Source organism: Saccharospirillum alexandrii, assembly GCF_004000275.1.
GTDB classification, from domain to species: Bacteria; Pseudomonadota; Gammaproteobacteria; order Pseudomonadales; family Natronospirillaceae; genus Saccharospirillum; species Saccharospirillum alexandrii.
In genome coordinates this window covers 547,211-559,873 of the sequence record NZ_RCIP01000002.1, presented here as the reverse complement: position 1 = coordinate 559,873, position 12,663 = coordinate 547,211, and the positions used below count along the sequence as shown (strand labels likewise).

Below are 12,663 nucleotides of genomic sequence, written 5' to 3'. Positions count from 1 at the left end.
AGTATATTTTCGATTATGCGTTCCTGGTTTCAGTTGTGGCAGACACTCTTCGTCTAATTTTCCGGCCGATATAGGGCCCGACAATCAATAGGATCAAGACGCTTGTCATGATTGCAGACAGCGGCCTCTGGAAAAATATCAACAGACTTCCATCTGACATAATCAGTGATTGTAACAAAGTGTTTTCCGCCATGGATCCCAATACCAGTGCCAACACCAGCGCTGCTGGTGAATAGCCATACAGTTTCATACCAAAGCCGAGCAAACCGGCTATCAGAAAAATCCACGTTTCGATAATACTGCCATGTAACGTATAGGAGCCGACCACGCACAGCATGACAATGATTGGGACTACAAACCGATACGGAACATCCAGGAATTTTACAAAGAACGGGATGGCTATGATGCTCATCAAAATCAAAGCCATATTACCGAGGTACATGCTCGCAATTAGCCCCCAAATGAACTCGGGCTCCTCCACGATCATCATAGGTCCTGGCCGCAAACCCCACATCATAAAAGCACCCAACAAAACGGCAGTAGAGCCTGAGCCAGGTATACCTAGTGACAGCAAAGGTACCATAGAGCCGGAAGATGCTGCGTTGTTAGCACACTCTGGTGCTACAAGCCCTCTCATATCACCTTTTCCGAACTTGGAGTCATCCTTGGCTACTTTCTTTTCGACTGAGTAACCCATGATCGAGCCAATGGTTCCACCCGAACCCGGCAATAGACCAGCGACAAAACCGATGATCGAGCCTCGTACAAAAGTATATTTTGAATCCGTAAAATCCTTCTTGGTAGGCCAAAAATTCTTACTTCTGAAGCCAATTCTCATTGGTTCAGGATCCAAGCGATGCTGGCCCTGATAGATACAGTACATCAACTCACCCATGCCAAACAATCCAATGGCGATGGGGACAAAGTAGATGCCTCCAATCAGCTCGGGAGATCCGAATGTAAAGCGCTGCATCCCACTGATTATGTCGACACCCACCATGGCGATCGCAAAGCCAATCAAGGCGGAGACTATGCCATTTATCTTATTTTCACCCATAACGGTAGTAAGCAATAACAAACCGAAAACAATAATCAAAAAGTACTCGGTAGGCCCAAATGACGCGGCAAAACTTGCAAGATAGGGGATGAGACCACATATCAGAATCACACCCGTAGTTCCACCAACGAAGGATGCTACTGCTTGCATAACCAGAGCGGGACCGGCCCTACCTTGCTTTGCAAGGGGATATCCGTCGAGCGTGGATGCAACTGTCGCCGACTCCCCGGGAGTATTGATTAGGATGGACGTAATGGTGCCACCATACATCGCACCGTAATAAATGCCAGCTAGCATAATGATGGCCGATGTTGGATCCATCCCAAATGTCATGGGAATCAGAATGGCGATACCGGCTGCAGGCCCAAAACCTGGAAAGAGACCAACGATCATTCCTACAACGGAACCAATCAGTAAGAAAAGGATGTTGGCTGGAGAAACAGCTACGCTGAACCCAAGCGCTAAATTAGAAAATATGTCTGCGATCACGACCGACTACCTTTTGTTATTTAAAGTCCAAGGATGCCTTCCGGCAAGCCCGCCTTTAGCCAGATTTCAAACAACCCATACACAGCAAGCGAGATTCCAATACTGAAAGAGATGTTCTTCAGGTGCGCGCCTTTGTTGAAAACTGCTAGTAATGAAAGATTAAATAGCAGCATTGCAAGAAGACCACCAAGAACATTCAATAGCAGAATGAATAGGCCTACGGTCAAAACCAGGTAAAGCACATCAAAAGAGCATGGGATAAAGCCCGACTCATTGTCATCAACACCACTGGCCAGCACTGTCTTCTTTTCTTTGAAAGCTAGAATAGTGTTGTAGGAAGTCAGAACAACTAACGATATGCCTACTACAAAAGGAAAGAACCCTGGACCTAAGCGACCGGTAAACGTTAAAAGGTCAAGTGAATAGATGCCGTAAGTGAAATAGAAAACAGACAGCACCAGGAGAGAAAGTGAAAACCATGGCTTCATAATGTATTCCAAAAGATAAAGAAGAGGCGGAGAACCGCCTCAAGTCATTATGGGACTTATCTGATAGCACCAATTTCCCGGAGGGTGGACTCGAACTTGCTATTGGTATCATCAAGATAGTCGGCGAATTCCTCACCCCAGATCGGATTGCCAGACAAGCCGTTCCGCTGCAAATACCCTTCCTGCCACTCAGGGGTTTGAATGACAGTCTGAAGGGTATCAATCCACCATTGCTGGGTATGTTCTGGAACATCCGCTGGCAACATTACACCACGTGGGAGGGAGAATACGACGTCGTAACCTTGCTCTACAAATGTTGGAATCTCTGGATAGATATTACTGCGCGTGTTTTCCGAGTAGGCCAGGATTCGGAAATTGCCGGCATCGACTTGACCGGCCACTTCAGAGGGGCCACCAAGCACGGCGTCAACACTGCCGGAGGTCAGTGAAGTTAACAATTGTCCACCGTCTTGCTGAGGTACATATTCCAGTGTAATCCCTGCGCTATCCTGCAATAACCCTGCTACTACCCGGTCTGGCCCGGCAGCGCCAATACCACCGATGGTTACTCGGCGATTCTTCGCTTCATTCACAAAGTCTTCCAATGTGGAAAACTCAGAGTCTGCAGCAACGGCAATTACCAGAGCATCGTTTGCAAGCAAGCCGACCGGTGTGAATGACTCATAATTCCAATCAGTGTTCGAGACAAGGGGTGTACCGATGAAATTTCCGCTTGTAGAAGTAATGTGGTAGGGATTGCCAGCCTGCTGATTTACATAACTCCAGCCGATGGCGCCACTTCCGCCCTCCCGGTTCCGAATGATGATGTCTTCCGGGTAGAGCTCGTACTTACGAATGACCTCTACCAGTGACCGCACCATGGTGTCATTGCCGCCGCCGGGTCCGAAAGCAATGGTAAAGTTCAGGGATTGTGAAGGATAGTCTGCATAGTCTTCCGCTGAGGCGATGCTCGCAAATGCGCACACCATTGTTGCAGCGGTAACCTTGAGAAGCTTGGTAGTTTTTATCATCTCTGTACCTTTAGGGGTCAGTTATTGTTGTAAGTAACTCTCAACCTCATAGCAACTGACCAGCGGGAATACAGAAACTATGAACTGCTGCTAAGCAGCCACGGTCTCCGATCCACTTAATGCGACAACAGTACTGTCAGTACTGTCAGGCCTATGAGCTAGGATGCTACTTCTTATTCACCAAATATTGTTTTTCTTGATGAATAAATACTATGTTACCTTGCGATTCCATACTGTCAACACCTGCTATTGAAATAAGGCGGATTTCAGTTGATTTTTCTTCAAGAGCCCCAGAACAAGGCCTATTTGAAGTAAGGCATTAGCCAGTTATTTTGACTTTCTAGGTAGGGAATCAGCTATCAATGACTATTTTCTGGTTCGATGAATGAAATCTTGGATGTATTTTCTATAAAGTTTGTACTTTGTACAGGAAGCACTTAAGTGTGCGCTATTTCGAACGTCACTGCCTATTGTTTTCATATAGCAACAGTTATGGCTCTTGCCAGGCCCTATTGGACTGATATAGCACAGTGTTCAAAAGGGGTGTTGTTTTAGGTCAGCTAGCGGAGAAAGCCGTCAACCTTTTTTGTTTTTTGGCCTCCTGGGTCTTTTATAGCGAGTCAACTATCTTGGCTGGTTTCACTGAGCCTATGACGCCTGCTTTTCAACTGACTGCTTCCTTTGATGACTGTCAACCTCACACTGAATGATTGCGGCGTGGTGCAACAGTTAATCAATGGCGGGGACCTACGGTATCGCCACGATTGACCCACTCTGAGCTTGAAAGATCAGTGAGTGCCCTGCTCCGTCGGCGGAAGCAGCCCGCTGGAGCCAACTAACAATCGAATACAAATGTCCAATTTGATCCTTCGTAGAAATAGTTGACATATCAACATAAAGCCTTAAGCTTTCCGTATGGTTGATGAGTCAACTATATAAAAACCTTAGGTTGAAAAACCGAGACCTCTACAAAAATAATTAGGAGGCGGAATATGCAAGTGTCCCCCACGAACGGCATCGGGGCTGATCGCCCGGTAAATGCTCAGGATCCTTTCGACCTCGAGATTCTGGCTAATCCCTATGCATTCCATGAGGAATTGCGTGAAGCAGGGCCCATTGTCTGGCTTGAACACTATGGACTCTGGGGCATGGGCCGCTTTGAAGAAGTGCACGCCACCCTGAACGACTGGCAAACCTTTTGTTCTTCGGCAGGCGTCGGCATCAGCGATTTCCGCAAGGAAAAGCCCTGGCGCGAACCCAGTATTCTGCTGGAAAAAGACCCTCCCGAACACGATCGCGCCCGGTCGGCGATGACCAAGGTGTTGTCCCCGGTTGCGATTCGGAAATTACGAGCCGACTTCGAAGCCTTTGCCGAGGAGCTAGTGGAACAACTGGTTGCCAAAGGCGAGTTCGACGCCGTCACAGACCTTGCTGAAGTCTTTCCTCTAAAGGTGTTCCCCGATGCGTTGGGCCTGGAGTCAGGCGAACGCGACTACCTGTTGCGCTACGGCAACATCGCCTTCAATGCCTTTGGTCCTCGCAATAGCCTGTTTGAGGAATCGATGGCGGAAATGCCGGAAGTGGCGAAGTGGATCAACGCACGCTGTGACCGGGCCAAGTTGAGCCCGGATGGCCTGGGAGCCGAGATTTTCGGTTTTGCCGATGAAGGTAAGATCACCGAGCACGAAGCCGGCATGCTGGTGCGGTCACTGTTGACGGCGGGTGTTGACACCACGGTCAACGGTATCGGTTGTGCGCTACGAAGCCTCGCCGCTCATCCGGAACAGTGGGCTGCGTTGCGTGACGATCCAACCCTGGTGCGCAATGCGTTTGAGGAAACATTGCGCTACGACTCCCCGGTTCAAACCTTCTTTCGTACCACCACCCGCCCGGTCGATATCGGCGGTGTGCAGGTTGGCGAAGGTGAAAAGGTGCTGATGTTCCTGGGTGCTGCCAACCGCGACCCGCGCAAGTGGGAAAATGCCGATCAGTTTGACATCCGTCGCAAGGCCGCCGGCCATGTCGGCTTCGGCTCCGGCGTGCACGGTTGTGTCGGTCAGATGATTGCAAGGCTGGAAGCGGAAGTGGTGCTCAAGGCACTGACGAAGCGAGTGCATACGCTGGAACTGACGGGCGAACCGACGCCGAAACTGAACAACACCTTGCGCGGCTGGGCTCACATTCCTGTGCGCGTTACGGCGAAGTGAACGCCGGGTAACGACCCGACTATCGAGTCGTAAGCCAACTTAAGGGTTAAGAGGAGAACATCATGCCTACCATCACGTTTATTACTCCGGATGGCGAGCGTCATCAGGTTGATGCCAAACCCGGTATCTCCGTCATGCAGGCGGCCATGGCCAACGACATTGGCGGCATTGTTGCCGAATGTGGCGGCTCTGCAATGTGTGCGACCTGCCACGTCTACGTTGGTGACGATCATGCCGACCGGTTGGATCCGGTGGGTGAGGTTGAACATGAAATGCTGGAATGCACGACCAGCGAGCGGACCGGTAGCAGTCGTCTGAGCTGCCAGATCGAAGTTAGCGATGAACTGGACGGTCTGGAAGTCTATCTGCCGGAGAGCCAGGTATGAGTCGGGCTGGCTGCGTCATCGTCGGCGCAGGGCAGGCGGGAACACAGTTGGCTGTCTCGCTGCGTGAGCGCGGTTATTCAGGCCAGGTCACGCTGGTGGGTCAGGAAACAGCCGATCCGTACCAGCGGCCACCACTGTCAAAGGCCTATCTTATGGGTAAGGTCGACGCCACAAACCTGACGCTTCGTTCGGCCAACTACTTACGCGAGCACGATATCGATTACCGCGCAGGGGTAGTCGTGGAGTATGTCGACGCCGAGAATCGGGTTGTGCAATTCAATTCCGGTGATGACTTGCCCTATGAGCACCTGGTGTTAGCCACCGGTGCACGTAACCGACGTTTGGCACTGCCAGGGTTTAACGCCCCGAATGTGCATTCGCTGCGCGATTTAAACGACGCACAATGTCTGCGCGATGTGCTCGGCCAACATCACAAAGTAGCCGTCATCGGTGCTGGTTTTATCGGTATGGAATTCGCGGCCGTGGCACGACAATCTGGTTTGGATGTCACCGTTATCGAATATGCGGAGCGACCTTTCGCCCGGGCATTGACTGACGTTATGGCTCGTCGTTTGCGCGAACTCCATGAAGCTGAAGGGGTGCGCTTTAAATGCCGCACGGAGTTGACCGGTGTTCACGTTAACGCCAAGGGACTGGTGAGCGCCATTACTGTTGCCGGGGGAGCGCCAATTACTGCAGATCTGGTTTTAGTTGGTGTAGGTGTTGAACCTAATACTGAACTGGCTCAGGCAGCAGGCGTTGCTGTAGACAATGGCATTCTCGTTGATGCTCAACTTGCCACCAGTCAACCCGGTATTTATGCCATCGGTGATTGCGCCCGGTTTCCAAGCGTCCACGCAGAGGGACGCAGCGTTAGGCTCGAATCGGTGCAAAACGCTGTCGATCAGGCAAAGACCCTTGCTCGAACACTCACAGATGAACCCACCGACTACTGTGCCATCCCCTGGTTCTGGAGCGATCAATACCGCAACAAATTGCAAATCGCCGGTTTGTCGGATGGGTATGACCGAACGGTGGTGCGGCAACTGCCTGACAAATTGGGCTTCTCAGTCTTTTGCATGAAAGGTTCCACTCTGCTGGCCGTCGAGTCGATCGACCGCCCGGCGGATCACTTGCTGGCCCGCAAACTGATCGGTCAGCGTGTGATCTTGAAGGACGAAGAGATTAAGGATCCGGATGTTGATTTAAAGGCGTTTCTATCTGGTTGACATATCAACCTAAACCCTTAATCTGTTCTATGGTTGATATATCAACAATAACGCAAGTCATCCATTACTCAGGGTGGTGTGCAGACGGCATTACCCAGTGAGGAATTTAATACCACTCTGAAGCTGTACCAAAACAAAACCTAAACCCCATCAGGCCCGGACACTAACAACAAGAGAGGATGCTATGGGTACTCTGATTAATATTCTGATCGATGGCGTAGTCTACGGTCTGCTCCTTTTCATGATCGCCGTTGGCCTGACCATCACCATGGGCCTGATGCGGTTTATCAATCTGGCGCACGGTGTGTTCGCCATGCTCGGTGGCTATGCTGCCATCTGGTTGATTCGCCAAATGGGTCTGCCCTGGTTGCCGGGCGTTATCATCGCCGTATTAGCGATAGCGGCGATTTCTGTGCCTCTGGAACGCTGGTTGGTCTCCAGGGTGTATCAGCGTCCACCATTGGACCAAGTACTGCTGACCATAGGCATCGTGTTTTGCATGGTCGCCATTAGTGGGCTGGTGTTTGGCACGCGAGTCTCGTCGATGCCGTTCCCCGAGTTTTTAAGCGGTTCTCTGGACCTTGGTTTCAAGGTATTGCCTGCTCAGCGAATACTGGTGGTCTCCGTTGGCGTAGCAAGCTTTGTTGGCCTTTGGCTGCTGCTGGAGAAAACCCGGTTTGGAATTCAGTTACGCGCAACGGTCGACAATGTACAAACTGCCAGTGCCATGGGTATCAATACCCGACGCGTAGCAACACTGGCGTTTGCGCTGGGTGCTGGGATGGCGGCCTTGGGCGGCATCGTCGGGTCAGCCTTAATGCCTATCGAACCCTATTACCCGCTCACCTATATGGTGTTGTTTTTAGCGGTGGTTGCTGTGGGTGGGCAGGGCAATTTGACCGGCACGCTGGTGGGTGCCTTGCTGCTGGGAATGATTGATACCGCTACCAAATATCTGGCGCCGCAGTTGTCTTCGATACTCTTCTTTGTCGCCATTATCGTCATTATCAGTCTCAGACCTAACGGATTGTTCGGGAGGGCCGCCGTATGACTCAAACCACTGTAAAGCCAAGTTTGGCGTTGGGCACCCTGCATACCGGGCGACTGCCAATACCGGAGCTGATTGCTCTGGTGGTTGGGCTTGGTTGTTTTTTCGCCTTTCCAAGTAATCTGGGCTTTATGACTGAAATTGTCATCATGATCCTGTTGGTGCTCTCGCTCGACCTGCTACTTGGTTATACCGGCATTGCTTCTTTGGGGCAGGCCGCCATGTTTGGTGGCGGTGCCTATTGTGCAGGCCTTTTTGCACTGCATATCCATAATGACCCATTGTTGGGTTTGATCATGGCCGCGTTATTCGGAGGACTGATGGCTGGTGTGTCGGGCCTACTGTTTCTTCGAGCCCATGGCTTGTCCTTTATCATTCTGACCATCGCGTTTGGCTCACTTACCTTCGCTGTTGCCAACCAGTTGAACTGGCTGACGGGCGGCGATGACGGGCTTTACGGCTACATAATGGCTCCACTCTTTGGCGCCTTTGAGTTTGACTTCTTTGGTCGCACCGGCTTTCTGTATTCCCTTGGTATATTACTGGTTGTGTTTTACGGACTTCGACGCCTGGTCAATTCTCCTTTTGGTCTGAGTGCTCAGGGTATCCGGGAAGACCGGCAGCGCATGACATCACTGGGCTTTCCGGTATATCGGGTCATGCTCATGATTTACATTATTGCGGGAGCCATCGCCGGTATTGCCGGTGCGTTATCGGCGCAAACCATTCAAGTGGTTGGCTTGCAAAGCCTCAGTTTCACTATGTCGGCTGAAGCATTGGTCATGTTGATTCTGGGAGGGACCGGCCGTCTTTATGGTGCCGTTATTGGTACGGTCGTGTTCATGGTGGTCCACCATTACGCCGCCGACCTGGACCCGTCCACCTGGATGCTGGTGATTGGTTTAATGCTGATCGCCGTTGTGTTGTTTCTGCCCAAAGGCATGGTGCAACTGGTCGATATGACCCGAAATAAAGTGTCACGCTTGAACGGAGGGGCTGGCCATGACAACTCTAAATGAGCAGCCCGCTGTAACCCCCACAGCCAGTCGCTTTTCGGTGCAGGGCCTGAGCAAGCGCTTTGGTAATCTCGTGGTCGCTGACGACATTCATATCGACCTGACCCCCGGGGCGCGCATGGCGCTAATTGGCCCAAACGGCGCCGGGAAATCCACCTTTGTAAACCTGGTAACGGGATTGCTGACGCCAAGCTCCGGACGCATTGTGTTGGACGGTGAAGATATCACCACAATGTCCGCCTCACGCAGGGTTCGCAACGGGCTGGTTCGCTCCTTTCAGGTAACACGATTGTTCAGGGAACTAACCGTTGCAGACAACATCCGTCTGGCGGTACTGCAAGAGCGTCAGCAATATATGCGACTGTTTTCCGGCCTTGCGAACACCCCCGGGTTGGACGAGGAAGTCCAGCGCATTCTGAATGAACTGAATATCAGAGATCGTGCCAGCAGCCTTGTCCACAACCTGGCGTATGGTGAGCAACGCCTTGTTGAAATTGCACTGGTACTGGCTCTAAAACCCAAAGTTCTGCTGCTGGATGAGCCAGCGGCCGGTGTGCCCGACAGTGAGAGTGATCTCATTCTTGAAGCCGTTGGTAACCTTCCAAAAGACCTGGCTGTTCTATTGATAGAGCACGATATGGATCTGGTGTTCAGCTTTGCCGAGCAGATCGCTGTTCTGGTCAATGGCGCGGTGATGGCCACCGGAACACCTCAGGAAATTGCACATAACGAAACCGTAAGAAACATCTACCTGGGCAAGGGGCATTGAGATGACTGAACTGAAACAGATGACCCTGACCGTCGATGATTTACTGGCCGGTTACGATGGCACCCGTATTCTCGAAGGTGTGTCGTTTAGTCTGAAGACCGGTGAGCGATTGGGGGTGCTGGGTCGTAACGGTATGGGTAAAACCACAACCCTGGCCTCCATTATGGGATTGACCGAATTTCAGGGAGGAAACATTGCCGTTGATGGTCAAAGCATATCGGCAATGAGCACCTTTCAGCGGGCTCGGCTTGGGCTTGGGTATGTTCCCCAAACACGCGATGTCTTTCCTTCACTAACCGTTGAGGAAAATCTCCTCTCGGCGCTTGGCAAGCAACCTGAAAGTCGAATAGAGCATGCCTATCAGCTCTTTCCGAGACTCAAAGAACGCAAGCAGAATTACGGAAACCAACTCTCTGGTGGAGAGCAACAAATGCTCTCGGTCGCCCGCGCGTTAATGGGCAATCCGTCCATCCTGATTCTGGATGAACCCCTGGAGGGGTTGTCGCCCCTATTGGCCGAGCAACTGATGACCGACATTGAACACCTCGTCGAGACAAGCGGTATGGGCTGCATTTTGGTCGAGCAGCATGTAGACGTCGTTTTGAGGTTCGCAACCCGAGTTATCATTCTCGAACGCGGTAAGGTCGCCTTTTACGGCACACCTGCCGAACTGGAACAGCAACCCAAGCTATTGGAGGAAACCATCGGACTGCAAAAAATATCGGCTTAACCCTATCATTCATTTGGAGATTCATCATGAAGGTAACAAAAACAACAATTGCCACCGTCATACTATCAAGCTCCCTGATAACAACGGCTGTGGCCGACACCATCAAGGTTGGCGTGTTAACACCCATGTCCGGTCCATTCTCGGACTACGGACAGCAGTTCAGCCAGGCCATTGAGGCTTACCAGACTCAGCATGGCCGTTCCGTTAATGGCACTGAGATTGAGTTTATCTATAAAGACCTCTCCGGGCCCAACCCAGCCCGTGCCCGTTCACTGGCACAGGAATTGATCGTCCGTGATGGTGTTGACTACCTGGCGGGTTTCGTCTTTACACCCAACGCCTTTGCTGTAGCACCGCTGATCAACCAGGCTAAAGTGCCTACCGTTATTTTCAATGCAGCCACCTCTGCCATTACCAAAGAGTCTGACTACTTCGTCCGTACTTCCTACACGTTGCCACAAGTTAGTGTACCCGTTGCACGCTATGCTCTGGACAACGACATTGAGAGTGTTGTGACTCTGGTTAGCGACTATGGCCCGGGTATTGACGCAGAAGTATCATTTGTAGAGGAGTTTGAAGCCAAGGGTGGTACGGTCGTGGAGACCATTCGTATGCCGCTCGATAGTACCGACTTCGGACCCTACATGCAGCGCGCTGGCTCTTTGAACCCGGACGCCATATACGCCTTCCTGCCGGGTGGTCCGCCAACGTATAGCTTCGTTCAGGCGTTCTCTGACAATGGACTAAAAGAAGCCGGTGTTACCTTCCTGGGAACCGCAGAAACACAGGAGCTGGATCTGCAGACACTGGGCGATTCTGCCCTGGGTCTGGTGACCGGGTTTCACTATTCGGAAGCTCACGATTCGGAAACGAATCGGGCATTTGTGAAGACGTTGAAGGATGCCGATGCTGATGCGGTAGCTAACTGGGCCTCTGTAGGTGCCTATGACGGGGCTCATGTGATTTATGAAATGGTACGTGCTACCGAGGGTCGTAAAGATCCTGATGCGGCGATTGATGCTGTGCGTGGTCTTAGTTGGGAAAGCCCACGAGGGCCAATGGAAATCGATGCAACCTATCGTAGCCCCATTCAGAACGTCTACATGCGCCGTGTTGAGCGCAATGACGAGGGTAACCTGGTGAATTTTGAGTTTGATGTACTTTCGGATCAGCCTGATCATGGCTGGAACCCTTAGGCGGTAGATTGTTAGTTCAATATAGGAGGCAAGTAACTTGCCTCCTAATCTACTTTTTTGGTGTGTTGCTTTGGGCTGTCAAGAGTCGGGACATAGTGCTCTATGGTTTCGTTTTCATAGGTCAGCAGATTAACCTTTTCGACCTGGCGATGCAGTCTTTGAAAGTAGTCTACCAGTTGCTCAGCTTCAGATTCTGAAAATGCTTCCAGCAGTTTCTGCTCACGCATTAAGGCCACCTTCATGATCTCATCATGAACATTTTTTCCGGAATCTGTGAGCTGGATAACGGTGCTGCGCTTGTCTGTATTGTGATGTTTCGATTCTTGGACGAAACCTCGTTTTCTTAAATTCAGAAGAGCTCTGCTGGTAGCTGCTTTGTCCAGACCAATAACCGTGCATATACGCGCAGCAGTAATATTTGGTTCAACCGCTAACATAGCCAGGATACGCCAATCTGTTATACCGATATCGAATTTTTCCCGGTAAACACGTGAAGCACCCGTAGACAGCTTGTTTGCCGTGGCAGTTAGCAAGAATGGAATATATCGATCTAAATCCAGCACGAAGTGAGACATAAGTATCCGGTTCTATAGAATGACGATATCACTATACAATAGAGAGGATAATAATGGGAGACACGAATTGATGAGTTTTTGAAAGGAAAATGGGTTCTACTAGTCACGCACTGGCGTGGAATAGGTGGCCATTGGTAGGTCGTAAACATCCATGCTAACCAGATTTTTGGCTACGTAACCTAAAGGTTTAACTTGTGCCTCAATATGATGCAAGATTTGCTTCGTAGCAGTTCAACTCTAAAAGAATAAGATGCGCATTTCATCGATTCTTAGCTGTAAAATCCAGAGTTTTCTGTCATCAGGTTGGTTATCATCGCTGTGCAGTTTGAAGGCCGCCTATTCTTTCCTTCCTGTATAGGTAGCATATCCGATCCGGTGTCGAAAAAGCTGTTGGGAGATGGTTGGCTTCACAGAAATGAAGAATTTGGTTTGAGTGTCCCTT

General features: G+C 50.8%; 12 protein-coding genes. 8 read left to right on the top strand and 4 right to left on the bottom strand.

Features of this window, described 5'->3' with window-relative positions:
- Positions 1-13: 13 nt before the first annotated feature.
- Genes EP166_RS10240 through EP166_RS10230 form a run of 3 tightly spaced genes read right to left on the bottom strand, consistent with a single transcriptional unit; the run spans position 14 to position 3,065 of the window.
- On the bottom strand, positions 14-1,546 hold the full coding sequence (locus EP166_RS10240; protein ID WP_127556716.1) for a tripartite tricarboxylate transporter permease: 1,533 nt from the start codon (positions 1,544-1,546) through the stop codon (positions 14-16).
- A gap of 20 nt (positions 1,547-1,566) precedes the next feature.
- A complete protein-coding gene (locus EP166_RS10235; protein WP_127556715.1) occupies positions 1,567-2,034 on the bottom strand; it encodes a tripartite tricarboxylate transporter TctB family protein in 468 nt (155 codons plus the stop codon).
- Between the two features lie 56 nt (positions 2,035-2,090).
- Positions 2,091-3,065, bottom strand: coding sequence for a Bug family tripartite tricarboxylate transporter substrate binding protein (locus EP166_RS10230; RefSeq protein WP_127556714.1), 975 nt, complete (start codon positions 3,063-3,065; stop codon positions 2,091-2,093).
- Positions 3,066-4,057: 992 nt separating this feature from the next.
- Between EP166_RS10230 and EP166_RS10225 the strand changes: the two genes are divergently transcribed.
- From EP166_RS10225 to EP166_RS10190, 8 genes are all read left to right on the top strand, one after another.
- Positions 4,058-5,272: a cytochrome P450 gene (locus EP166_RS10225; RefSeq protein ID WP_127556713.1), complete on the top strand. Its 1,215-nt coding sequence runs from the start codon at positions 4,058-4,060 to the stop codon at positions 5,270-5,272.
- Positions 5,273-5,334: 62 nt separating this feature from the next.
- The gene (locus tag EP166_RS10220; RefSeq protein ID WP_127556712.1) at positions 5,335-5,658 is read left to right on the top strand and encodes a 2Fe-2S iron-sulfur cluster-binding protein; all 324 of its coding nucleotides are present in this window, start codon (positions 5,335-5,337) and stop codon (positions 5,656-5,658) included.
- The gene (locus tag EP166_RS10215; protein WP_127556711.1) at positions 5,655-6,887 is read left to right on the top strand and encodes an NAD(P)/FAD-dependent oxidoreductase; all 1,233 of its coding nucleotides are present in this window, start codon (positions 5,655-5,657) and stop codon (positions 6,885-6,887) included. The genes EP166_RS10220 and EP166_RS10215 overlap by 4 nt, the downstream gene beginning before the upstream one ends.
- A gap of 184 nt (positions 6,888-7,071) precedes the next feature.
- Positions 7,072-7,938: a branched-chain amino acid ABC transporter permease gene (locus EP166_RS10210; RefSeq protein ID WP_127556710.1), complete on the top strand. Its 867-nt coding sequence runs from the start codon at positions 7,072-7,074 to the stop codon at positions 7,936-7,938.
- A complete protein-coding gene (locus tag EP166_RS10205; protein WP_127556709.1) occupies positions 7,935-8,954 on the top strand; it encodes a branched-chain amino acid ABC transporter permease in 1,020 nt (339 codons plus the stop codon). Before EP166_RS10210 ends, EP166_RS10205 begins: the two co-directional genes overlap by 4 nt.
- Positions 8,938-9,720 (top strand): ABC transporter ATP-binding protein, encoded by a 783-nt coding sequence (locus EP166_RS10200; RefSeq protein ID WP_127556708.1) that lies wholly within the window; start codon positions 8,938-8,940, stop codon positions 9,718-9,720. The genes EP166_RS10205 and EP166_RS10200 overlap by 17 nt, the downstream gene beginning before the upstream one ends.
- Before the next feature lies 1 nt (position 9,721).
- Positions 9,722-10,450 carry an ABC transporter ATP-binding protein gene (locus EP166_RS10195; RefSeq protein ID WP_127556707.1) on the top strand — a complete coding sequence of 243 codons (729 nt, stop codon included), beginning with the start codon at positions 9,722-9,724 and terminating at the stop codon, positions 10,448-10,450.
- 26 nt (positions 10,451-10,476) lie between these two features.
- Entirely contained in the window at positions 10,477-11,646 is a 1,170-nt protein-coding gene (locus EP166_RS10190) for an ABC transporter substrate-binding protein (protein WP_127556706.1), read from the top strand.
- Between the two features lie 44 nt (positions 11,647-11,690).
- Here the strand turns inward: EP166_RS10190 and EP166_RS10185 are convergent, their stop codons facing one another.
- A complete protein-coding gene (locus tag EP166_RS10185) occupies positions 11,691-12,221 on the bottom strand; it encodes a MarR family winged helix-turn-helix transcriptional regulator (protein ID WP_127556705.1) in 531 nt (176 codons plus the stop codon).
- Between the last annotated feature and the right edge of the window lie 442 nt (positions 12,222-12,663).

What these genes read in the sequence shown, in the direction of transcription:
- EP166_RS10200 (WP_127556708.1), top strand. Translation starts at nt 8,938, where the DNA reads ATGACAACTCTAAATGAGCAGCCCGCTGTAACCCCCACAGCCAGTCGC.
- EP166_RS10220 (WP_127556712.1), top strand. Translation starts at nt 5,335, where the DNA reads ATGCCTACCATCACGTTTATTACTCCGGATGGCGAGCGTCATCAGGTT.
- EP166_RS10190 (WP_127556706.1), top strand. Translation starts at nt 10,477, where the DNA reads ATGAAGGTAACAAAAACAACAATTGCCACCGTCATACTATCAAGCTCC.
- EP166_RS10195 (WP_127556707.1), top strand. Translation starts at nt 9,722, where the DNA reads ATGACTGAACTGAAACAGATGACCCTGACCGTCGATGATTTACTGGCC.
- EP166_RS10230 (WP_127556714.1), bottom strand. Translation starts at nt 3,065, where the DNA reads ATGATAAAAACTACCAAGCTTCTCAAGGTTACCGCTGCAACAATGGTG.
- EP166_RS10205 (WP_127556709.1), top strand. Translation starts at nt 7,935, where the DNA reads ATGACTCAAACCACTGTAAAGCCAAGTTTGGCGTTGGGCACCCTGCAT.
- EP166_RS10210 (WP_127556710.1), top strand. Translation starts at nt 7,072, where the DNA reads ATGGGTACTCTGATTAATATTCTGATCGATGGCGTAGTCTACGGTCTG.
- EP166_RS10215 (WP_127556711.1), top strand. Translation starts at nt 5,655, where the DNA reads ATGAGTCGGGCTGGCTGCGTCATCGTCGGCGCAGGGCAGGCGGGAACA.
- EP166_RS10185 (WP_127556705.1), bottom strand. Translation starts at nt 12,221, where the DNA reads ATGTCTCACTTCGTGCTGGATTTAGATCGATATATTCCATTCTTGCTA.
- EP166_RS10235 (WP_127556715.1), bottom strand. Translation starts at nt 2,034, where the DNA reads ATGAAGCCATGGTTTTCACTTTCTCTCCTGGTGCTGTCTGTTTTCTAT.
- EP166_RS10225 (WP_127556713.1), top strand. Translation starts at nt 4,058, where the DNA reads ATGCAAGTGTCCCCCACGAACGGCATCGGGGCTGATCGCCCGGTAAAT.